At 28.3% G+C, this 22,931-nt stretch carries 19 protein-coding genes and 1 tRNA gene; 5 read left to right on the forward strand and 15 right to left on the reverse strand.

Annotated elements, in window-relative coordinates; all coding sequences use genetic code 4:
- Positions 1-120 precede the first annotated feature (120 nt).
- From Q8852_RS03500 to Q8852_RS03510, 3 genes are all read left to right on the forward strand, one after another.
- Positions 121-194: transfer RNA gene (locus Q8852_RS03500), tRNA-Trp, on the forward strand.
- A 77-nt stretch (positions 195-271) separates the two neighbouring features.
- Complete coding sequence (locus Q8852_RS03505) at positions 272-1,207, forward strand: SPFH domain-containing protein (RefSeq protein ID WP_305937796.1); 936 nt, start codon at positions 272-274, stop codon at positions 1,205-1,207.
- 103 nt (positions 1,208-1,310) lie between these two features.
- Positions 1,311-1,985 (forward strand): MmcQ/YjbR family DNA-binding protein, encoded by a 675-nt coding sequence (locus Q8852_RS03510; protein ID WP_305937797.1) that lies wholly within the window; start codon positions 1,311-1,313, stop codon positions 1,983-1,985.
- 552 nt (positions 1,986-2,537) lie between these two features.
- Here Q8852_RS03510 and Q8852_RS03515 read toward each other — a convergent pair.
- From Q8852_RS03515 to Q8852_RS03535, 5 genes are read right to left on the reverse strand one after another with little or no spacing between them, the layout of a single operon-like run.
- Positions 2,538-5,471 carry an SMC hinge domain-related protein gene (locus tag Q8852_RS03515; RefSeq protein ID WP_305937798.1) on the reverse strand — a complete coding sequence of 978 codons (2,934 nt, stop codon included), beginning with the start codon at positions 5,469-5,471 and terminating at the stop codon, positions 2,538-2,540.
- A gap of 10 nt (positions 5,472-5,481) precedes the next feature.
- A complete protein-coding gene (gene rnc / locus Q8852_RS03520; RefSeq protein WP_305937799.1) occupies positions 5,482-6,186 on the reverse strand; it encodes a ribonuclease III in 705 nt (234 codons plus the stop codon).
- The gene (gene plsX, locus Q8852_RS03525) at positions 6,173-7,171 is read right to left on the reverse strand and encodes a phosphate acyltransferase PlsX (protein ID WP_305937800.1); all 999 of its coding nucleotides are present in this window, start codon (positions 7,169-7,171) and stop codon (positions 6,173-6,175) included. Before plsX ends, rnc begins: the two co-directional genes overlap by 14 nt.
- Positions 7,171-8,811 carry a DAK2 domain-containing protein gene (locus Q8852_RS03530; RefSeq protein ID WP_305937801.1) on the reverse strand — a complete coding sequence of 547 codons (1,641 nt, stop codon included), beginning with the start codon at positions 8,809-8,811 and terminating at the stop codon, positions 7,171-7,173. Before Q8852_RS03530 ends, plsX begins: the two co-directional genes overlap by 1 nt.
- Positions 8,811-9,125 (reverse strand): hypothetical protein, encoded by a 315-nt coding sequence (locus Q8852_RS03535; RefSeq protein WP_305937802.1) that lies wholly within the window; start codon positions 9,123-9,125, stop codon positions 8,811-8,813. The genes Q8852_RS03530 and Q8852_RS03535 overlap by 1 nt, the downstream gene beginning before the upstream one ends.
- A gap of 154 nt (positions 9,126-9,279) precedes the next feature.
- On the opposite strand from Q8852_RS03535, the gene recO reads away from it, so the two are divergent.
- Positions 9,280-9,957, forward strand: coding sequence for a DNA repair protein RecO (recO, locus tag Q8852_RS03540; protein WP_305937803.1), 678 nt, complete (start codon positions 9,280-9,282; stop codon positions 9,955-9,957).
- Positions 9,958-9,981: 24 nt separating this feature from the next.
- Here the strand turns inward: recO and rsmA are convergent, their stop codons facing one another.
- The 3 genes from rsmA to mnmE are packed head-to-tail and all read right to left on the reverse strand — an operon-like array spanning position 9,982 to position 12,920.
- Entirely contained in the window at positions 9,982-10,761 is a 780-nt protein-coding gene (gene rsmA, locus Q8852_RS03545; protein ID WP_305937804.1) for a 16S rRNA (adenine(1518)-N(6)/adenine(1519)-N(6))-dimethyltransferase RsmA, read from the reverse strand.
- Positions 10,751-11,560 carry a TatD family hydrolase gene (locus tag Q8852_RS03550; RefSeq protein ID WP_305937805.1) on the reverse strand — a complete coding sequence of 270 codons (810 nt, stop codon included), beginning with the start codon at positions 11,558-11,560 and terminating at the stop codon, positions 10,751-10,753. Before Q8852_RS03550 ends, rsmA begins: the two co-directional genes overlap by 11 nt.
- A gap of 1 nt (position 11,561) precedes the next feature.
- Positions 11,562-12,920, reverse strand: coding sequence for a tRNA uridine-5-carboxymethylaminomethyl(34) synthesis GTPase MnmE (gene mnmE / locus Q8852_RS03555; protein ID WP_305937806.1), 1,359 nt, complete (start codon positions 12,918-12,920; stop codon positions 11,562-11,564).
- A gap of 155 nt (positions 12,921-13,075) precedes the next feature.
- Between mnmE and Q8852_RS03560 the strand changes: the two genes are divergently transcribed.
- On the forward strand, positions 13,076-14,233 hold the full coding sequence (locus Q8852_RS03560; protein ID WP_305937807.1) for a YitT family protein: 1,158 nt from the start codon (positions 13,076-13,078) through the stop codon (positions 14,231-14,233).
- Positions 14,234-14,264: 31 nt separating this feature from the next.
- On the opposite strand, the gene Q8852_RS03565 is transcribed toward Q8852_RS03560, so the two are convergent.
- The 7 genes from Q8852_RS03565 to Q8852_RS03595 form a co-directional block, all read right to left on the reverse strand.
- On the reverse strand, positions 14,265-15,605 hold the full coding sequence (locus tag Q8852_RS03565; RefSeq protein WP_305937808.1) for a hypothetical protein: 1,341 nt from the start codon (positions 15,603-15,605) through the stop codon (positions 14,265-14,267).
- Entirely contained in the window at positions 15,592-17,874 is a 2,283-nt protein-coding gene (locus tag Q8852_RS03570; RefSeq protein ID WP_305937809.1) for a S8 family serine peptidase, read from the reverse strand. Before Q8852_RS03570 ends, Q8852_RS03565 begins: the two co-directional genes overlap by 14 nt.
- Before the next feature lie 153 nt (positions 17,875-18,027).
- The gene (locus tag Q8852_RS03575) at positions 18,028-18,738 is read right to left on the reverse strand and encodes a hypothetical protein (RefSeq protein ID WP_305937810.1); all 711 of its coding nucleotides are present in this window, start codon (positions 18,736-18,738) and stop codon (positions 18,028-18,030) included.
- A gap of 308 nt (positions 18,739-19,046) precedes the next feature.
- Positions 19,047-20,423 carry a M17 family metallopeptidase gene (locus tag Q8852_RS03580; protein WP_305937811.1) on the reverse strand — a complete coding sequence of 459 codons (1,377 nt, stop codon included), beginning with the start codon at positions 20,421-20,423 and terminating at the stop codon, positions 19,047-19,049.
- A 64-nt stretch (positions 20,424-20,487) separates the two neighbouring features.
- Entirely contained in the window at positions 20,488-21,174 is a 687-nt protein-coding gene (locus tag Q8852_RS03585) for a PQ-loop domain-containing transporter (protein ID WP_305937812.1), read from the reverse strand.
- Between the two features lies 1 nt (position 21,175).
- Positions 21,176-22,552 (reverse strand): M17 family metallopeptidase, encoded by a 1,377-nt coding sequence (locus Q8852_RS03590; RefSeq protein ID WP_305937813.1) that lies wholly within the window; start codon positions 22,550-22,552, stop codon positions 21,176-21,178.
- Positions 22,539-22,925 carry an IMPACT family protein gene (locus Q8852_RS03595; protein ID WP_305937814.1) on the reverse strand — a complete coding sequence of 129 codons (387 nt, stop codon included), beginning with the start codon at positions 22,923-22,925 and terminating at the stop codon, positions 22,539-22,541. Before Q8852_RS03595 ends, Q8852_RS03590 begins: the two co-directional genes overlap by 14 nt.
- Between the last annotated feature and the right edge of the window lie 6 nt (positions 22,926-22,931).

The raw sequence follows: 22,931 nt of genomic DNA on the forward strand, positions 1-22,931 counted from the left end.
CTAGACATAAAAACTTTTTCATATTTAATATATTTTTGATATCATTTAATAGTAAAGAGATTTCATTCATAAAAATCGTTTTATACTAAGAATTAGTTGGTAACAGCTAATTCTTTTTATGGAGGTTTAGTACAGTGGTAGTATAGTAGTCTCCAAAACTAATGATAAGGGTTCGATTCCTTTAACCTCCGCCAAATATAAAAAGCTAGCCTAAAACTAGCTTTTTATTTTGAATTCTAGTACAATTAAAGTAATAGAATAAAGGAGAAATATGTCAGTAGGAACAATTATTGGAATTGTATTTGCTTCAATCTTTGGTTTAATTATTCTAATTGTTTTATTAGTTGGATTAATTAAATCAATTGTTATTGTTTCAGAAACAAATTTTGTCATAGTACAAAGACTTGGTAAATACCACAAAACGCTTAGAAAAGGTTTACATTTTATTATTCCATACCTAGACCAATGTGCTTTAAAAGAAAACTTTAAGGAAAAGGTCATGGACTTCCCTGCACAAAGCGTTATAACAAAGGATAATGCTACCATTAAGGTGGATACGGTTATTTATCTTAAAATAGTAGATGCTGAATTATTTGCTTATGGTGCAGAAAGACCTTGACTTGCTATTGAAAATCTAACAGCCACAACACTTCGTAACCTTATTGGTGAAATTGAATTAGATGAATCGCTAACTTCAAGAGAAATTATTAATGCTAAATTAACTAAAATTCTTGACGCAGCTAGTGATCCTTGAGGAATTAAGGTTAATAGAATTGAAATTCAAGACATTATTCCGCCAAGAGAAGTACAAGAAGCTATGATTAGACAAATGCAAGCCGAAAGAAATAAACGTGCTAACATTTTAGAAGCAGAGGGAATTAGACAAAGTCAAATCCTTAAAGCACAAGGTGAAAAGGAAAGTACAATTCTGCGTGCTGAAGCTTCTAAGCAACAAAGAATACTTGAAGCTGAAGCTGAAAAACAAAAACGCATTCTTGAAGCTCAAGGGGAAAAACAAGCTATTGAATTAATTAATTCAGCTGGAATTAATGAAGCTTTCCTTAGACTTAAATCAATTCAAGAATGAAGCGAAATCGCTAATGGGCAAGCTACAAAAATTATTCTTCCGCCTAATTTAGCTGATGTTGCTAGTGTAGTTGCTGCAGGAACTGAAGTTTTTAAATCAACTGAAAAGAAAACTAAATAAGCCTAGCACAGTGGATTAAAAGTTTATTTAGAATACCAAAAATGCTTTGAATCAGAGCATTTTTTGTTGTAAAAATTTAATATAATTCTACAGAAAGGAATTTATGAAATATACAAGTTTAATTACAGATAAGATATTTAATGAAGCAAATGCAATTAAATATGGTTTTGTTAAAGAAATAAATAATAGTTTTAAATTAAGAAAGCCACTCGGATTTCAAGATTTTGATATCGAAGTGTTATATCAAAATGATGATTTAGATGTTCATATTATTGATAAGTTTGATAATGAAGCTTATCAGCCTTTTGAGGTTATATCTTCCACTGGGGATTTTGTGGATAAAATCAGAAATAAAGCAGCTTTTTTATTAAATGAATTAGTAACACAATGTTTTGATGAATATAACTTTTTTCCAATTCTAAAGAAAAGAATTTTAAAGAAATTTGATGTTTATTATGATGAACCTTTTAAGCAAACTAAAACTCACCAATATTATGCATTTAAATCATATGCAGGAGACCAAATAGCTGCCTTAATTTGTCATATTCCAGCGAATAAATTAGATCCAAGTTTTACTAGTGATCAACCCATTTGAATTATTAACCTTCGTTTCAATGTAAGAAAAGCGCAACAATTAAAGAAATATTTCTCAAATATTTATCCAGCTTACCATATGAATAAGAAATATTGAGTATCTGTTTTAATAACTAAGGATACTGATTTAGAATTAATCACTGAACTTATGAAAATGAGTATGGAAACTATCAGGAAATATTAAATTTTTGAACTTATTTTGAAAAATGTAATAGAATTAAAGTGCGTATTGGGAAATACGCTAGTTAACTTATTCTCTGGTTAACTATATAATGTCAAAATCATAAATCAATCAAAAATTCATTTATTATCACTTATATAGACAAAATATTTTCTATTATTTCAATATTCAAAACTAAATACTAAATTAATATCATTCATGCCTATATGTTATAAATTTTGTGTTTATTCAAAAATGCTATTATTTCGTTTGTATTATTTTTTATTTTCATAGATAGTATGTAAATTTTATTTTAAACCTTCCTTTATAATGAAAAAGAATTATCCTTTTCTGTATATACTATTTTCAATAATCCAATATAATAGCTATTGATTCAGTCTAGTTATTATTTAAATTACATATATTAATAATTAAGCAATTTACTAAAAGTATTTTGCACATATCTCATGTATAACATATCTTATTTTATAATATACAAATAATAATAGGCGTCCCGTCAGGGACGTTTTCTTATGCCGCTGTTGCACAAAAAAATCCCAAAAATAGGGATTTAAATTATTGTGCTTCGCTTTCGTCAATATATTTAGCAGCATCTTTAAGGTGCACACTAAAGAAGCTTGTAACACCACGTGTTTGCATGGTTGCAGCAAATAATGAGTCAACTTTTGACATTGTTCCAGTTCTGTGGGTAATAACAATAAATTGTGTTTGATTTTTAAGTTCTTGAAGATATTCAGCATATCTAATAACATTAGCTTCATCAAGTGCAGCTTCCACCTCATCTAAGATACATAACGGAAGTGGTCTAGCTCTAAGAATAGCGAATAATAATGAAATAGCAATAAGAGCTTTTTCTCCACCTGAGAATAATCTTAAGTTCTTAACACTTTTTCCAGGAGGTTGAGCAAAAATTGAAATTCCTGATTCTAATACATTGTTTGGATCAACGAATCTAACTTCAGCACTTCCACCACCAAACATTGACTTAAATACTGTGTTAAATTCTTTATTAACATCATTTACAACATTTGTAAGTCTTGTTACAATAATCTTATCAAGTTCAGCAATAGCTTCCATAAGAATGTTTCTAGTTGATACTAATTCATCTCTATCTGAAACATATCTATCGTAACGTTCTTCAACGCTTTCAAGTTGTTCAATAGCTTCTTGGTTAACTGCACCAAGTTCTGAAATTTGTTGACGTAATTCTGCAACAAGTTCTCTAGCTTTGTCTACAGGGATTTCTAACTTGTAGTTTTCTTCAGCATATTCAATTGTGTATGAATATTGTGAAGCAAGTCTTTCACGGTAGTTTCTAAGGTTAATTTCAGCATTTTTAAATGCAGCAATCTTATTTGTAAATGTATTGTTTAACTCATTTAAAGTAGTTTGAGTTTGGTTTAATACATCTCCAAGGTGTAAAATTTCAGCATCTAAAGTTTCTAAGAATTGAGTTTTAATTGTTAAATCATTTTTAACAATTGTGTATTCTTTTCTAAGTTGATTTCTTTCATCACTAATAACTGAAGGAGATGCTTCTTCTTTATTAATGTTAAGTAAATCTGTTTTTGATTTTAAATCATCAAGTTTTCTAAGTAAATCATTAATATCAAGGTCTTCTTGTCTTGCTTCTCATTTGTATTCATTTAAAGCAGTATTAACACGTGAGATTTCACCATTGTAACGTTCAATTAAACTTTCATTGTTTTGAATAATTGCACTAAGTGAAGGAAGTAATTGTTGTAATTTTTGGATTTTTTCATCTAACCCAATGATGTTATCGCTTTCTTGAGCTGTTCCTCCAACAATAACTCCTCCAACTCTAATGATATCTCCATCAAGTGTAACAACCATGTATTTACGTTCTAAAATGTTTGAAATTTGGTTAGCTGTTTCAATATCTTGTACAACTACAACATTTCCAAGTAAAAACTTAGCAAGTACATCATATTGTGGATCAACTTCAACTAAATCACTAGCAACTCCAATGAATCCTGCATGGTTTGAAGCAACAAGTAAATAGTCATCACGAATGAATTTTTCTTTAATTGATGTTAAAGGAATAAATGTAGCTCTACCACCATTATTTTTCTTTAAGAATTCAACTGCTTTAACAGCTGTGTTAGGAATATCTACAACAATGTGTTGTGCAGCATTTGAAAGGATTGATTCAACCGCTACAACATAATCTGGTTGTACTTTAATAAGGTCTCTAACAAGCCCTTTGTATCCTCTAAATTGATTTGAGTTTTCTACAATAGTTCTTGTACCTTTAAATAAGTTAGTTTTCTTGTTTTTAGTTTCATTTAAGATTTGAAGGTTTGTATTTACTTCAGTATATTTAGTTTGAGCATTTTTAAGTTCAAATTGTAATGAGTTTACTTTAGAAGAAAGTTCAGAAATTCTTTTTTCTTCTTCAGCTACCTTGTTTTTAAGGTTTACTGCAGTTTCTTGACGATATTTAATGTTTTGTTCTAATTCAAGAATTTTTGTAGCATAAGCTTTAGCTGTTTCTGAACTTTCGGCTTGTAATTCACCGCTAGCAATAAGCTCCATACGAGCATTTTGTTTAGCAATAACAACTTCAAGGTTTTCTAAACGAGATTTGATTGCATCTTGTTTTCCTCTTAAAGTTGCAATTTCTTTAGATAATTCATTCTTTTCAAGTTTCTTTTCACCTAATTGACGGTTATATTTAGCAATTTGAACTGAATATGAATCTTTAGTTTCCTCTACCCCACTAAGTTCTTGAGATAATTGGTCATAAACTTTTTCATTACTTCTAATTTCATGTGCTAAATAAGCAACTTCAACCTTTTTTAATTCACGAGATTTATCTCTATAAATTAAGGCTTTTTCAGCTTGTTTTCTTAATGGGATAAGTTGTTTTTCAAGCTCATTAATTGTAGGCTCAAGTTTTGAAATAGAAGCATCGGCACTTTGAAGTAATCTAAGTGATTCAGTTTTCTTGAATTTAAATTTAGAAACTCCAGCTGCTTCTTCAAAAATTCCTCTACGATCTTCATCTGAAGATTCAGCAATATCAGATACTGTTCCTTGAGAGATAATTGCAAGTGAACTTTTCCCAATTCCTGTTTCCATTGCAATTGATTTAATGTCTTTAAAACGACAAGGTTTACCATTTAAATAATAGTTGTTAATTCCTTTTCCTCTGAAAAGTTCACGTGTAATTACAACTGTATCTTCTTCAATTGAGTTATCTGAATCTTTATTATCAAAAGTTAAGGTAACACGTGCAAAATCCATTGGTTTAGCTGTTTTGGATCCTGCAAAGATTAAATCTTGCATTGAATCCCCACGCATTTCTTTTGAACTTTGTTCCCCTAGAACTCATTTAATAGCATCGTTAATATTACTTTTACCTGAACCGTTAGGTCCAATAATACCAGCAACTCCACCATCAAAACGAAGAATGACAGGTTCTGCGAATGATTTAAAACCATGTGCTTCAATTTTAATTAATTTCATTACCGCTCCTTTACTCCACATTTAATTTTAATTTTTGTAATGCATCTATTGCTGCATTAGTTTCGGCTTCTTTTTTACTATTTCCAATTCCAGTTCCATAAGTTACTCCATCATGGATTGCTTGAGCTTGGAATAGTGGATGATTATTTTCATTTGCTTCTTGCAATTGAATTGTGTTGTAAGTAATACTTTCTTTTGACATACTTTGAAAGTATTCTTGCAAAATCCCTTTTGGATCTTTGTTATCATCGTTGTGTAATTTAATAATTTGTTCACGTAAATATTGATAAACAAACTCAGCAGCCTTTTTCAGACCTTGATCAATGTAAATCGCACCCACCATTGATTCAAAAATATCTGCTTGCACTTTTAAACTAGCAGTAACTGCTTCCCGCATTTTTCCAGGTCCCGTTTTTAAGATATCTACTAATCCAATTTCTCTAGATAAGTAAGATAAATATTCAGTTCCTACCGCTTGCGAACGCAATCTAGTTAAGTGTCCTTGAGTTAAATTAGGATAAGCCTTATACATAAAGCTTGAACTAAGAAATTGTAAGACCGCATCACCTAAGAATTCTAATCGTTCATAGTTTTCAAATTCTCTTCGATTAAAGCTTGGGTGTGTGGTTGCGAGAATATAAGGTTCTAGCGAATTTGGCTCAATTTGATGTTGAGCGAAAAATTCTTGTAAGGAGTTTACTTTAGTTATCTTCATTTTGTTGCATAACTTCTTTCATTTGAGCTAAAACATTAGATTCTAAAGCTAATTTAATATTCTTTAAAGCATTGTAATAAGCTAATGCATCACTGCTTCCGTGAGCTTTTAAAGCTACAGCATTGACTCCAATAACTCAAGCTGATGCTATCGACCTATAATCAAGCTTATCCGCAACACCTTTAAAAGCAGGCTTAAGTAATAAAGCTCCTAGTTTTCTTCAGATACTTACTTTAATTTGATCTTTAAGTATATCTTTAAAAGAACTAATTGCACCTTCAAAACTTTTAATCATGATATTTCCTGCATATCCATCAGTTAAAACAATATCAGTATTTCCTTTAAATAAAGTTTTTGGTTCCATGAAGCCAAGATATTCAAATCTTTTATCTTCTTTTAATAAAGCATTAGCTTGCTGAACATTTTCATTACCTTTATATTCTTCAGTTCCTATATTAATTAAAGAAACTTGAGGTAAATCTTTTTTAAACATTGCTGAATAAAAAGCTGAAGCTAATGCGGCTCATTCTAAATAATATTCAGTTTTAGTTTCTAAATTAGCACCAACATCTAAAATTAGAAACTTTCTATTATTACTTGCTGTTGCTATCGGCATAAAAGCAGGGCGAGAAACATTTGGAAGTCTTTTAGCTTTTAATGTAAGAGTTGAAATATATGTTCCACTATCACCGCTTGAAAGCACTGCATCAGCTTGTGAATCTAAAACCAAATTAATTGCTTGATTCATTGAAGTGTCTTCAGACATTGATTTACGAATGTTTTTTGGATCGCTAGGTTTGTTTTCGTTATTAATTAATTCGATGTTTTCAAATTCATTTAAACCTTGCAAGCTTGCTACTGAACCCACTAATTTAACTAAAACATTTGGATTTTCCATAGCAAAACGTTTAGCACCATTAAAACATTCAATTACACCTTTATCATTTCCATTAACATCAAATGCAATTGTATATTTGTAATTCATTATTCGATCCCTATTAAGAATTGATATGTTGGTTGGTTACCTTCAACAATTTCAATTTCACAGTCATATGTAGCATCAATGTAGTTTGATAATTCTTCCGCTTCGCTTAAGTTAGATTCATCACCAAAGTATAATGAAACAATTTCACTAGAAGGTTTTACACTGCTTTTTAAAATTGCTTTAGCTGCAGCCATAACTGATGTATGTGAAGAAATAATTTTTCCATCTACAATAGCTAAATATGAACCGTTTTTAATTTTTACACCATTTAATGTAGTATTTCTAATTGCTTTAGTAATTTCACCTGTAACAACATTTTCAATTGATTCATTAATCATTTCAATATTATCTTCAGCTGAAATTTCATGGTTGAAATTAAGCATTGCTGTAATTCCTTGAAGTTGAGATTTAGTTGGAATAACTACAACATTTTTATCTGTAATTACTTGAGCAACTTGTTGAGCTACTAAAATAATGTTTGAATTATTAGTTAAAACAAAAACAGTATCAGCATTAACATTATTAATTGCATTGATTAAGTCTTGGGCTGAAGGGTTTTGTGTTTGACCACTTTCAACAACGAAATCACAACCAAGTTCTTTCATCCGTTTAACAATCCCGCTTCCAAGGTTACATGAAACAACTCCACATAATTTTCTTTCTTCAGAAGCGTGCCCTTGTTTTAATTTTTCAGCATTAGCTTTTGAATAGTTAGCTTGCAATGTCATGTTTTCTGATTTAATCTTGATAAATTCACCATATTCTTGAGCTAAGTTAAGTAATTTACCAGGTTTAATAGCATGACCGTGAACTTTAACTAAGTTATCATCTTGCACAACTACTAATGAGTTAGCAACTTTTTCAAGACGTTTTGTAAAACTTTCTTTATCAAACTTGTCCATATTGTCTAAGTCAATTAATACTTCGGTACAATATCCAAATTCGCCTTCATAAACTTCTGTTTCACTAATAAAGTTATTGATATCATCTGCTGCTTCAGAAATTGCAACAAATCTATCATTTAAAGCTTCATTAATTCCCCATAAAATTGTGTAAAGACCTTCTCCACCACTATCAGTTACGCCAACTTCTCTTAGTGTTTTAAGTTTGTTTGGAGTTTCATCACAACTTTTTCTTGCAAAGTCTAAAGCTTTTTGGAAGAATTCAACATAAGAAACTTCTTTTCCAGTAAATTCTTTTTCAAGGTTTTCAGTAGTTTCACGAATAACAGTTAAAATAGTTCCTTCAACAGGTTTGAAAACTGATTTGTATGCTCTAGCTGTAGCTCCTTTAAAAGCTTCAATTAATTCTGCAGTATTTAATGTGTTTCTTTCAGCACTTCCTAAAGCAAATCCTTTGAAAATTTGAGATAAGATAACCCCTGAGTTACCTCTAGCTTCGTAAATCATATCGTGAGCCATATCTGCTAAAATTTTTCAAATTGGTTCATTAAGATTTGTTTCTAAGTTAGGAATAGTTGCTGCAATTGTTGAAGCCATGTTTGTTCCAGTATCTCCATCAGGTACTGGGAAAACATTTAAAGCATCAATTTTGTTTTTAGCATTAATTAAAGCATTAGCTCCTGAGATCAGAGCATTGGATAAAACCATTCCGTTTAATATTTTCTTATCTGTTGACATTATTGGACTCCTTTTACAATAACTGTTAAACTGTTTAATTTTTGTTTTTTCTTTCTTAAAGCAAAGTCAATTTGTTTGAATAATTGAGTTACGATAAATTTAACTGAAACACCATCAAGTACTGTGATAGCAATTTGTACACTGTGTGAATTATCAACACTAGTGATGTTAATTACATCTTGAAGAATCACTTCACACTCTTCAGCATCTGAACAAGATTTGTCTAAATCAAGTGATGGTTTATGTAATTTAATTACTCCAGGCACAGCTGATAATGAATCAATACATAATTGTCTGATTTCTGAAATTTCCATATTTAAACTCTCCATTTAATTAGTATGTATATTTTACCTTATTTTCTAATATATACATAGTATATATTTGCTAAGATAAGAATCATTTTTTTACTATTTTTTAGGCTTAAAAAATTCACAAATTTTACTGCAGGAAAATATATAATTTGATTATATGGAAACAATTGAAAGAGTCATAGTTTTAGACATTAATCAGTATGAAGAAAACAAGTTTTTAGTCACCTTTTTCGGTCAAAGAGGTGCTTTTGCTTTATATGCTCAAGGACTTGGAAAAATTAATTCTAAAAACCGTAGTAACTTGCTGCTAGGCTCAATCGTTGAAATCGAATACTTTAAAGCTAGATTTGATAGTAAAGTTGGTAAACTGAAAAAATCCACTTTAATTAAAACTTTTGATACTTCTAAATTAGAAAATAGCTTGTTTTTTAATAAACTAAAGCAACTGCTAAGTCAAATTCATGTACCTAGTCATTTATTTTCTGAATACGATCGATATTTTGATGAGTTTAGTAATTATAATCAAGATAAAATTTTGACTTATTTTCTTGCTCAAGTTTTAGTTATTAATGGATATTGCAATTATTTTAATAAATGTCGGATTTGTGGAAGTACCAGAAACTTCATTGCGTTTGATGTTGAATTAGGTGGTTTCACTTGTATAAAACATGAAGATATTCAAGAAAAAATGTCGCTAGATTTCTTGCAATCTGTTTGAGCTAGCTTTCATAATTTAAATTCTTATCAATATCTAACCTCAAATATTTTAAATAAGCAAATTATGTATATTTATTTAAAAAGTTTAAGGAAACATGGAATATATTTAGCATTTTAAAACCAGGGAGTTCCCCTGGCGTTTTTAGTTGTTTAATTCATGATATAAGGTTACTATATCTTGAATTGATAATTGTTGAATCCGAGTATTTTCGCTTCAATTAAGTTTTTGATAAACTGCTAAAATGTTTTCTTTTGAATATTTTGAGCTTAAAGCATAAGTGAGTTTTTTTCTACGGTTTGCAAAACATAATTTAAAGAAATCTTTTAATTCATTCCAGTTATCTTGAGAAATTTCAGGTCTAAATACAAGTGAAATAATTGCTGAATCCACCTTTGGTGCAGGTGAAAAACAATTTCTTGGAACAATAAATTCAATTTTACATTCAGCTAAATATTGTGATGAAACTGATAATTTTGAGTACTCAGAAGTATTCTTTTTAGCGCATATTCTTTCAGCAACTTCTTTTTGTACCATTAAAAGTACACCTTTAAAATTATCTTTATGTTCAAAAATTTTAAATAAGATATCTGTAGTAATGTAATAAGGAATATTAGCGATCAAATAAGTATCTGATAAATTGCTAATATCACTTTGTAAGAAGTCTTGATGAATTAAAGTTAATTTATCACTATCAATTTCATTATTAAGCACATTAATCATGTCTGCATCAATTTCATAGCACGTTACATGTGAGGCTTTTTTTAGTAATTCTTTAGTAAGAGCGCCTCTTCCAGGTCCTATTTCAAGCACTTTTTGATCTGTGATGTCAAAAACATTAACTATTTTGTTGATAATATTTTTATCATTAAGGAAGTTTTGTCCAAATTCCTTTTTAGCAAATCTTTCTTTATTATTTTTCATCTTTTAAATTAAATAACTTTCTAACATTTCGATTAATTCGATCAACAAATTTTTCAGCACCAACTTGCTTAATTCCAGCCATGTAGTATGCTACAAATAAAACTGTATTAGGTTCATTTAATTCACCTGTATATGGATGCACCCTTAAATAAGGTGCATCAGTTTCTGTTAACATTCTTTCTAATGGTAAATAAGCAATAACTTCTCTAGCTTGATTATTTGTCCCATAAGTAATTGAACCACTAAATGAAAAGTATAAATTAGGAAACTGCTCAAATTTTTTAGCTCATCGCAAGCTTCCACTATAAGTGTGTAACATACATTTAGTATTTGGGTACTTAGATAAAACATCAAAGACATCTTGGTAAGCTTGGTCTTTATCTTCATGATCTCTAATATGAATTACTGCAGGTAGATTATATTTATTAGCTAAAATAATTTGGTTTTCAAATGAAGCAATTTGGTTTTCTCTACTTGGAGCATCTTCATAAAAGTAATCCAGTCCAATTTCACCAATTCCAACAACTTCAGGTGTAATTAATTCTTCAACTTGCTTATAGTCATCTCCATCAATTCCTGATTCAGGATGGATACCAATTACCGGTTTAATAATGTCATATTTTTTAGCAAGTTTAAGTACTTCTTTATTTTCAGCTGGATGTCCACCATTAACAATTAAAAAATCAATTCTATTATGATGTGCTTGTTCCACAATCATATCAATAATATCTGGTGATTTATAATAAGTTAAACTAATGTGACTGTGAGCATCCACGAATTTATTTCTCTTTTTTCCCATACTATTTACCTAAACAGAAATTAGCAAACATTACATCAAGTAAGTCTTCTCTGTTTACATTTCCTTTAATATTTTGCAGTGCATCTCATGCAGCATATAAATCCACAATAACTACATCAAATGTAAATTGATTTTCTAATGAAATTTGCGCATTTTTTAAATGGTCTAAAGCTTGCTTAATCAATGAAAGTTGTCTAGTGTTTGAAAAAATTCTTTCATCATAAATATTTATATTAGCAAAATTAGATACTAAAGCATTTTCTAGTGCTGAAATATTGTTTTCTAAAGCTGAAATTTTAACTAAATTGGGTTCATTAATCTGGTTTTGAATATCAATTTTATTAAGTACTTTAATGTAGAATTTGCCTAATTCTTTAGCTTTATTTTCCACTTGTTTATCAAATTCATCTTGAACTTGGATTGTATCAATAACATGAACAACTAAGTCAGATTTTGCAATTTGTTCAAGTGATTTTTGAATACCAATTTGCTCAATTTTTTCTTGAGTTTTTCTTAGACCTGCAGTATCCACAAGTTTAAATAACATGTCATTAATTTTATAAGTAGCTTCAACTAAATCCCTAGTAGTACCAGCAATATCAGTTACAATAGCTTTATCTTCAGATAATAAAGCATTTAAAATACTACTTTTACCTACATTTGGTTTTCCTAAAAAAGCTACCTTAACACCTTCGAAAATATAACGAGAATCTTCAGATACTTTTACAATACCTTGCAATTTTGAAATCAAATCTTTTACTTTGCTTAGCATTTTTTCATTATCCATTTGTTCAACATCATCATATTCTGGATAATCAATATTAACTTCACAAACTCCAATTAATAAGGAAATTTCATATAAAAATTGATCAATTAAACTTGAAGTTTTACCATTAAACTTATTAACTGAAGCTGAAGCTTGTGAAGTAGTTTGAGCCATAATTAAATCATGGATCGCTTCCGCTTTAACTAAATCCATTTTTCCATTTAAAAATGCTCTACGAGTAAATTCACCCCTTTCAGCAAGACGCGCACCATTTTGAAGTAATAGTTCTAAAACCTTATTAGTTACAATAATTCCACCATGACAATTGATTTCAACTAGTGGTTCTCCAACATAGTTGTTATAAACCATATTACCATCTTGGTCTTGTTTACCTAAAAATCACATGACTAAAACTTCATCAACTAAGGTTTCTCCATCATAAATATGACCATAAGTGATATTATGATCATTTCCGATTCTCCCTTTAAATATTTTACTAATTATTTCTTTAGCATTCGGACCGCTTAATCTAACTATTGAAATAGGTTGATTTATGTGTGATCCAGAGCTAATTGCTGCTATATTATCATACATAGTTATATTTTAGTAAATTATTGATTTAATTCTAGTAATTAATCAGCTAGTTTTTTAGAAAAAAATAAATTATTATGAACATTATTTATGGAGTTTGATAAACTTTAATTACTAATATTATTTTTAAAATAATATAGTTAGAAACTGGGGTAAAAATGGGCGCTAAAAAAGAATATACAAGACAGAAAATTAAAAGCTCACTGCTTGTATTTGGATTTTTATACAAAATTCAAAAACCATGACAAAAATTCGGAGTCATGACAATTATTGGATTAGTAATGGGACTTTGTGGAGTTTTATTATTACAAAATACTGGATTATATGCCTTAGGGCTAGAAGCTTTTGGTCAAGGGGTCGGTAGTTTCTTTCTTTATTTAATTACTTCAAAATATCAAAATCCTGAACTAGGTTATATTATTTACAACTTATGTTTCTGATTAATTTATTTTATTTTGAATATACCTTTATTAATCTTATCTTGAAAAAAGATCTCGCATAGTTTCACACTATACACTTTATATTACTTAGCAGTATTTACTGTTGCTGGGGTTATGTTTGGATTTATTCCTGGAATTAGTGATATTTATTTATTCACTAACTTAAAAGATAGTATGCCGGAAGCTTTTTTATACAAAGGTGATGAGATGGTTCAAATAGTTCTTTGAAACTATAATGCTGGAGCAATGAAACATATGGCTATTTTCCTTTACTCAATTTGTTGAGGTATGTTACAAGGAATTGCAGCTGTAGCTTGCATTATTATCGGTTCATCTACAGGTGGATTTGATATCTATGGTATGTATATTGCTAAAGCTAAATTAAAAGATATTGGAACAGTATTTTTATTCCTAAATTTCATTTCACTTACTCTAGCTAATATTATAGGAACTTATGTTCCCGCTTCATTATCATTAGAAAATGCTTCAGAATCTATAACTAAGTTAAATAAACCTTGAGCCCTTGATATTTTCTTTAATTTAAACTATGTTTCAGGTTTCTTTATGTTACTTATCAATGCATTTATTGTTAATATAACTTATCCAAAAAATAAATTAGTCCAAACTCAAATTTATTGTGATAGACCATTTGAATTAATTGAACAAATTAATGAACTTTCTCACCGTACTTATACATTCTCAGTTGTTGAAGTTATTGGTGGATATTCACGTAAAAAGAAATATATGATAACAACAAATACTCAATATTTAGATGCCGCTGACTTATTTATAGTTACAAAACAAATTAATAAGGATTTATTTATTTCAATTCTAGACCTTAAAAAAGGTGATGGATATATGTTTATAGAAAAATAACCGTATTACTTAATCCGTAATACGGCTTTTTCTAACTTTTATTTATTCTAATTGAAGCTATTGTAACCAATTTTTCTTTACCTGTAAGAGGATTTATTGATCTTTTATTTAATCTAACATTAATATTTACAAAACTTGATTTTAAAAGTGGTATGCTCACATCTTTTTGTTTATATGATTTCAATGATTCTTTTTTATAAAAATTATCCATTATTCTACTATCATAATACCCTAGACCATTGTATTCACGGTCAAATATACAATCACAATTATTTTCTTTTAATCTAATAAAATATGAATGCATTATTGCGTTTTTAATTAAAAACTCATTTTCATTTTTTCATTGATAAAAGCCTTGTGTAGTTCTTTCAATATTAATATCTATATTAATGTCGCCTGCTTTATTAGACACATTAATATTCGCATCATCTAAATATTTTTCATCTATTTTTAGTTTAAAACTTACACTATCTTTCAAATCACTTAATTTAATATCATTTAAATATTGACCTAGTCTTCTTTCTAAGTCATTTAATTTATTTTTTTGTTCAAATGCAAACTTATTTTTGAAATCTGATGAAAAGATATCTATAAAATAAGAACCAGAATTTTCGTCATCAATATTTCTGCTTTCATCCTTTTCTTCTACTGCGTCAAGTATAGAGAAAGAACTTGAAGAATAAGCTTTTGTGTTGTAATATAAATCTGTCATTTGTATATAATCTAATGACTTTACACTATCTAATAAAAATCTATTTTCATTTATATTTCTAACCAAGTAAAAGTTTGGAATAATTATGTTTAAATATTTATCCATTTGAGAAGTATAAATGTTGTTTATGCCTGGAAAATCAATATCTGGATTCTCAGGAATATATAATATTCCTTTAACGTATTTTATATAGTTATTGATTAAATATGCATTTATTAATTTTTCATTTTCTAATCCATTCAATATATCATTATAATCATTTGTTAGACCATCATTTTTAAGAACTTTAAGTTGAATTTCGCTATATTCCTGCTCAGAAAGAACTTTTATAAATTCTTGATATCATTTCTCATTAATTAATTTTGAGTAATTATTTAGTAAAAATAAAATATTTTCATAATCAAAATGAATTGAAAAATTATCAGGTATTAATTTATTATTATTTTTATTAATAGTTTTTCAAATGTTATTTATTTCATTGACATCTTTTGATTTTTTGTTTCTAACATATTTAAAAGTTTTTAATAATTCAGCATTCTTAATATGTTCAGCCTCTACAAACTTTTTATCATTTTTAGCACAAGAAACGATGCTCATAGGAACTATTCCAATAGAAATACTAGCCCCAAGCAATAATGCTATTTTTTTATTCAGTTTCATGAATCTCCTTTATATAAGAAAAACTAATTTTATATGCTAATTGTCTTCAATAAATCATTTTTATGTAGGCTTCCATAATATCTTTATCATAGCCTCTAGGGTTTAGCTTTGTGTCATCAGTATAAACTTGTTCAAGTATATTTAAAATATTTTCTAATTGATGAGAAATTATAAAATACTCGTATTTTACATGAGACTTTTTGTAATTTCCAAAATTTAATTTCTCAGTGTTAGAATTAGGACTCATAGATTGTTTTGCACGTAATTGACTTCCTCATGTTACCTCAGCAAATACATCTATTGGATTTTTTTCATCATTAAATACTTTTATAGTATTCTTTTTCGCTAAATACATATTCTTGAATGTGCTTACCATTTCCCACTCTGTACGAGTTTTTAAGCTTCGCAACAATTCTGTAGTAATGACTTCATCAGTTGAATATGAAATAAACGATGCTGTATGCTTAATTGCATCAATTTGAGATTTTGAATCAATAAATTCAGAGCTATAAACATTATTGAACCCTCTTGAGGAATTGAATTCTTCTGGAGTAAATGTTTTTAACATATTATTGCTAATAAACTTTTGCATTTTAAAATATTTAGGAATTCCAAATCCCGATTTAGATTTAGATCTATTATTTTTTCAAAACTCATTTTTAACCTTAATATCATCATATTTTGTATTTTCTGTATAAGTATTTGCATAGGTTGCGGAAGCGACTAATAATGTTTTAGCTTCACTTACATTGAATAATTTATTATTTTGAGTTTGTAATAATGAAAGCATTCCTGTAATAATTGGTGCAGCCATGCTTGTTCCATTAAAATTTGCTATTTCATTGTAAGTTTTTTCAAATTCATAATCTCTTTGTGACACACCATTATTTTTTCTTAATTTCTCATTACTTTCTCTGCGTGTCAATAACCCTTCATTATTATTTTTTATAAATTCATCATCTTTATCAGAATGCTCACCATAAGCGGAAATAAGTGGTGATATTTCTGATTTATTTAATGTGTAACTTGAAAATTCAGTAGGTATATTATTATAATCCACAGCGCCTACATAAATTACATTTTGGGCCTGAGGAAAATTATTAATTTCTTCCATTGCATTTATTAATTTATTTTTTATTCATGTAGGATCTGAAAATCTTTCTTTTTGGTTTCAAAAAATCTTAAATAAGATTGAATTATTTTTTACCACATACTTAATAAATTTTTGTATATTAGGAGGAAATAAACCTTTAATGTTTTCATTATATAATATGTATTCTTTGAAATCTTCATAATGCTCTGTAATATCTTTTCAATACTTTCGAAAATCATTTCTGTTTCTTGCTTTATTACCAGCAGATTTGACTATTATTAAATTATATTTTTTAATATATTCATCCATAATTTCATTAAATCTAATCTCTGCAGATTTCATTGAATAATAATTAGTTTTATTGCCCATAATATCGTCATATAAATTGATTATATGAACTAAATTTTTAAAAAATAAATAATTATTAAGATTTTGCTTATAAAAGAAATTATTTGTTATATCTTTTTTTACATCAAATATTCATTTATCAGTTATAAGCTTAGAATCTTTGTCGTATGTGTTTGTAGGTATTTCGGATTCAAAATTTCTTCCTTGCCCTTTGTGCACTATATTTTTAGAATCTAATTTAGTATAAAAATCAACTGTTTCAAAACTCATATTTATAATATTTACTCCATTTTTCACCATATAATCTAACGATTCTCTATAATCATTTCCATTATCGGTTAATGATGTAAAAAATATATTAGCTTTTTTATTAATTCCAGTATCTGTTCCAATGAGCGAAGCTACTCCTATACCATGAGTGTCATATACATTGTTTGCGATATTCTCTTTTTTATTAATTTCAAAATCAACTAATTTCGATGGTAAATATGATAAATTAGAATTATCCACTTCAATAATACCAACTTTATTATATGGTGAATTCTTATCTAATTTTGCGCCTTTTGAATATTGGTTAAGATGATATCTGAGCCCAAGTTTATTATAATATGGTTTATAAAACTCTTTTAAAATTTCATAATCAAACTCAGATATTTGATAATTGTTTTTTGAGTTTATCGAAATATTTTTATCCTTAGATAATTCATCAATGTTTTTAGTTTTTACTTCTTTATTTATAGTTGCTGAAATAAACGAAGTCGAAACAATAGGCAATAATCCTATTCCTAAAATTGCGAATATATTTTTAATTTTTCAACTTTTTTTCATAATTTAATTTCCTTAATTTATTTTTATATCTACTTCTATTATAGTAAATTTGCTAATTAATAGCATTATATTGAGATAAAAGCAAAAAATTTCCACAAAATTGTGGAAACCTATTTTTAAAACTTATTTATAAAATATAATCTTTCTTTAAAATTAAATTGCAGGATACTTTCTTGTGAATTTAACAAGTTTCTGAATTATTTTTTTGTCGTAATAAGAAATTAAATGTATTAAATTATCTGTTTTAATTCTTGGCTTATAATCAATTAGAAATAACACAAATAATGGATAATATTTTATGTGTCTTACAACGATTAAAGCAAAAAAGCAAATTAAACATATTGCAATAGATATATCTACATAATACTTGTTAAAATCCGGAACAACATATGTGCTGTATCCAAGAAATATTTCAAGTGGACCTTTATGAGTTGCTCTGAATGCAAATGATTTTAAAAGTCCAATTGCATAAACAAATCAAATCTTATTTATTCATCCTAGTGCATATAAAATTCTGTTACAAAGGGATAATATTCTATATTTCCATAATTGTCTTTTTCAATATTCTTCTAAAAATAATTTAATAATTTGATCATTTTTTGAATTTAATAAAGGTATTTTAGATTTTTTATTTAGTCGTTGAAAATACTTTAATGAATTTTTTTTAACTTTTTTAGGTTTGCTTTTATTTATGAAATAACTTTTATATCAATCTGAACAAGCTGGAATGATGTAATTCAAATTCATTTTTTCTAAAAATATCGAATTAAATGACTGATAATAAAATCCAAATTTTTCTCTTTCAGAAAAAGTTCTCAGTATAAATTTTTCTAAAGATCTTTTACTAAAATTAAAATTTTTCAATTTCTTTTTAATTAGATATGCTCAATATAAATTGAATGCCGAATATACGAAGAAACCTATAGCAATAGGATTAAATATAAAAAACAAAATATAAAGTCGCAATTGATGAATATAATAAAACCCAAACATTGCAAATAATATTCAAGAATTAAATCCTGATCAAAAACGTTCTTTTGCTGTATTTAGGTACTCAGCATATCTATACAAGTTTGTGTTTAATTGCATATATGTTCCTTTGTATAAGTTTATAAAAAGAGCATACTTTAGATTACTCTAAAATATGCTTATATTTTAGTTAAATAATTTTATTATTTATTATTTAATGCAAGTTGTGTAAGTGTTTTAACCATTACACCTGTTGGACGTGAAGCAATATCAGCTGTTCCAGCAACATCAAGGTGAATGTATTCAACACCTTCTGTAAATTCTTTTAAGAACATAGCAGCTGATGATGAACCTCCCCCAATTCCTGAAAGGTCTGTGTTTTTAAGGTCAGCAACTACTGAATTTCTAATTTCTTTAGCAAATGCTTCATCTAAAGGCATTCTTCATACTAATTCATTTGATGTTTTAGCCGCAGAAGATAATTCTTCTCATGCTTTTTCACTTGTAGCTCAAACTCCTGTATATGTTTGACCTAAAGCAACAAGAATAGCACCTGTAAGTGTAGCAACATCAACAAGTCTTGTTGCTCCTAATTTTCTAACACCATATGTTAATCCGTCAGCCATAACTAAACGACCTTCAGCATCTGTGTTGTTGATTTCAACTGTTTTTCCATTCATACTTGTTCATACTGAATCAGGTAATGAAGCATCTCCGTTTACACGGTTATCTGTGATACACATAACTGCTGCAACATTAGCTTTTGGTTTTAATTGTGCGATTGCTTTTAAGGCTGAAGCAACAAATACTGATCCAGACATATCATATTTCATTCCAAGCATGTTACGTCCTGTTTTAATATTGTATCCACCTGAGTCAAATGTGATTCCTTTTCCAACGTAAACAGTTTTTTCTTTAGAATCTGGATTTCCGTTGTATTCAATAACAACTACACGTGGTTCATACATACTTCCACGGTTAACTGAAAGAAGTAATCCCATTTTGTTTTCTTCAATAGCTTTTTTATCAAGTACTGTAACTTTTAAGTTATCATATTTTGCTAAATCAGCAACAACTTGATCAGCTAATCATTCAGAGTTACAAATGTTTGGAGGTGTAACTTGAAGGTTACGAGCGAAGTTTACAGCTTCAGATAAAACTACTGCTTTATCTAATTCTTCTTTGTATTCATTTTCGTTTGCATCTGAAAGTAATGAAACTGCAAATTTTTCTTCTTTTTTGCCTGTTTTAGCTGAGTAAATATCAGCATTTACATAGTTGTAAGCTTCAACAAATGCTTTAACAGCAAGTGCTAAAGTAACTTCACCTTTAACAAAGCTTGCTAAATCAATTTGGTATTCTCTAGCTTGTGAAGCAAAGAATCCTTTAGCGAAAGCATATAAAGATTCATATTTGAATTTATCAGCTTCACCTAAGAATACTAAAGCTTCGTTTTTATCAAAGTATTCTGTTACAACATTGTTTTTTTCAACAACTGTTTTAGGAAATTCTTGATTTTTAAAAACAGCTTTTAATAACATTGCATTATTTCTTGTTTTATCAACATTTTTAATAAACATAATTTTTCTCCTTTTTTAATTTAATAATAATTGTTTATATTTTACCTTTTTTAAGAATTTATAATTAATTTAATTGTTTCTTTTTAGCTCTATATGGTTTAAGGTATCTTTCATAAATAATCAAGATAATCTGATTAATATTAATTAGGAAGAAGAACACTTGAGCAGCTACTCCAATAATATTTGCTGGAGTTGGATCTTGATGTGTTGTAATTGATCATCAAATAATTCAGCAAGTACATAAACATTGACTAATACTAAACATTGGAAGAGATAAGTTTTTAACATCTCTGGTTTTAAATGTTTCAATAATTTGCGGCATTACAGCAATTGCAATAAGTACAGGTGCTAGGAATGAAAAGATTGCTTGGAATATTTTTGAATCAACTGGATGGAAGTGGAATGCTAAAGCAACTACTACAAAAATAATACTTCAAGCAGCAAAATTAATCCCAAATTGTCATCAATGATTTAAACGCAATTTGCCTAGCTTAACAACATTTTGACTATAAGCAAAATAAATACTCATTAGCATTAAATTAGCTGCATAAACCGCTGCTCCAGAAACTAAAATTGCTATATAAGTTGAATCATTCCATCCCATAATTGAATAGCATAATGATCCAGTTTCGGATACCATAATACTAATAACTGAAAAACCATCAACTTTTTTAGTTCTTAGTAGTTTAAAACTACCAAATAGCACTGGTAAACAGGCACAAAACCCTAAAATAAAACTAAATATTAACATACTATTTTTGGTTTAATAAAGCGTATTCAACAAGTGTTGCAATAAGTACACCTTGTGGTTCACCTTGCACATCAGCTGTTCCAGCAACATCACAGTGGATAAAATCAACATCTTTAGTAAATTCTTTTAAAAACATTGCAGCTTGAGATGAATCAACTCTAACTGTTTGTGATCATGAAGCTAAATCAGCAACTTTTGAGCCTTTATTTCCTTTGTTGTAATCTTCATGTAGCGGCATTCTTCAGATTTTTTCTTGAGCAATTTTCCCTGCTTGATTAAAGACTTGGAATTTTTCATCATTAGTTGATCAAATTCCAGAATATGTGTTTCCTAAAGCAACAAGAATTGAACCTGTAAGAGTTGCTACATCAATAATTGTTGAAGCTTTAAGTCTATCTGCGGCATAGAAGATACCATCAGCAAGCACTAAACGACCTTCAGCATCTGTATCAACTACTTCAACTCATTTTCCACTCATAGATTGGTAAACATTTTCTGGTAATGAAGCATCAGCATTAATTCTATTATCTGTAATACACATAACAGCAGAAGCATTTACTTTAGCTTTCATTTGGGCAAGTGCTTTAACAGCATAAGCAGCGATTACTGAACCAGACATATCATATTTCATGCCTTCCATGTGGTATCCTTTAGTATTTACACCACCTGTGTCAAATGTAATTCCTTTTCCTACAATAGCGATATGATCTTTTTTATTAGATTTGTTTCCGTTGTATGTTACAACAACTACACGAGGTTCATGTGTACTTCCTTTGTTAACTGAAAGAAGTAATCCCATGTTTAATTCTTGAATTTCATTTTTAGTTAATACTTCAACTTTTAAATTAGGAATATTACTAAAATCTGAAGCAATTTTAGCAGCAAGTTGTTCTGAATTTAAGAAGTTTTCAGGCATAATTTGAAGATTTCTTGTATCATTAACAGCTTTAGCAATAATTGCAAGTTTATTAATTTCTTCTTGATACTCCTTAGCTTCTTTATTGATAAATAAGCTAACTTCGTGTTTGCTTTTTTCTTCTTTTTCAATTGTTTTCTTAAATAATTTAGCAGCTGAAAATTCTACTTTTGAATAAATTGTTCTAAGTACTTGATTAAAATCAAATTGTTCTGATAAAACGAATGATTCAACATCAATGTCATAACTAAAGTTAATTCCTTCAGTAAATGTTTTGAAGTAAGCAGCAATTTCGTCTAATGATTGATGTTTTTCATCAAAGTAAACGTATGCTGTATTTTTTTCTAAGTTATTTGTAATTTTTCCTTGTTTTTTAGCAACTCATTGTGGAAAATCTTTTCCTTCATAAGCGGCTTTAAGCATAATTCCTTTTCCAGGTTTTTGATAATTAATTTTTAACATTATTTCCTTTCTCTTGCAGATATTTATTAATTGTTAAAGAAGCAGCTTCACGATAAGCTCTAATTAAACCACCAGCTCCTAGTTTGATTCCACCAAAATAGCGAACAACAACTACTAAGACATTAGATACACCTTTTAAATTAATTAGTTCATATATCGGCCTACCTGCAGTGTTTTTAGGTTCACCATCGTCACTAAATCCAGCGCTTTCAGCACCATTTTGCTTAAGTAAATAAGCATGACATACATGACGAGCTTTTTTGTGTTCTCTTCTTAGCTCACTAAGTAGTTGTTTAACTTGCTCCTTATCTGATATTGGATATAAATATCCAATAAAGCGAGATTTTTTAACAATTAATTCTTCTGTTATCATAATTTT

Origin of the sequence: Mycoplasma seminis, from assembly GCF_030718845.1 — a bacterium.
Lineage (GTDB): Bacteria > Bacillota_I > Bacilli_A > Mycoplasmatales > Metamycoplasmataceae > Mycoplasmopsis > Mycoplasmopsis seminis.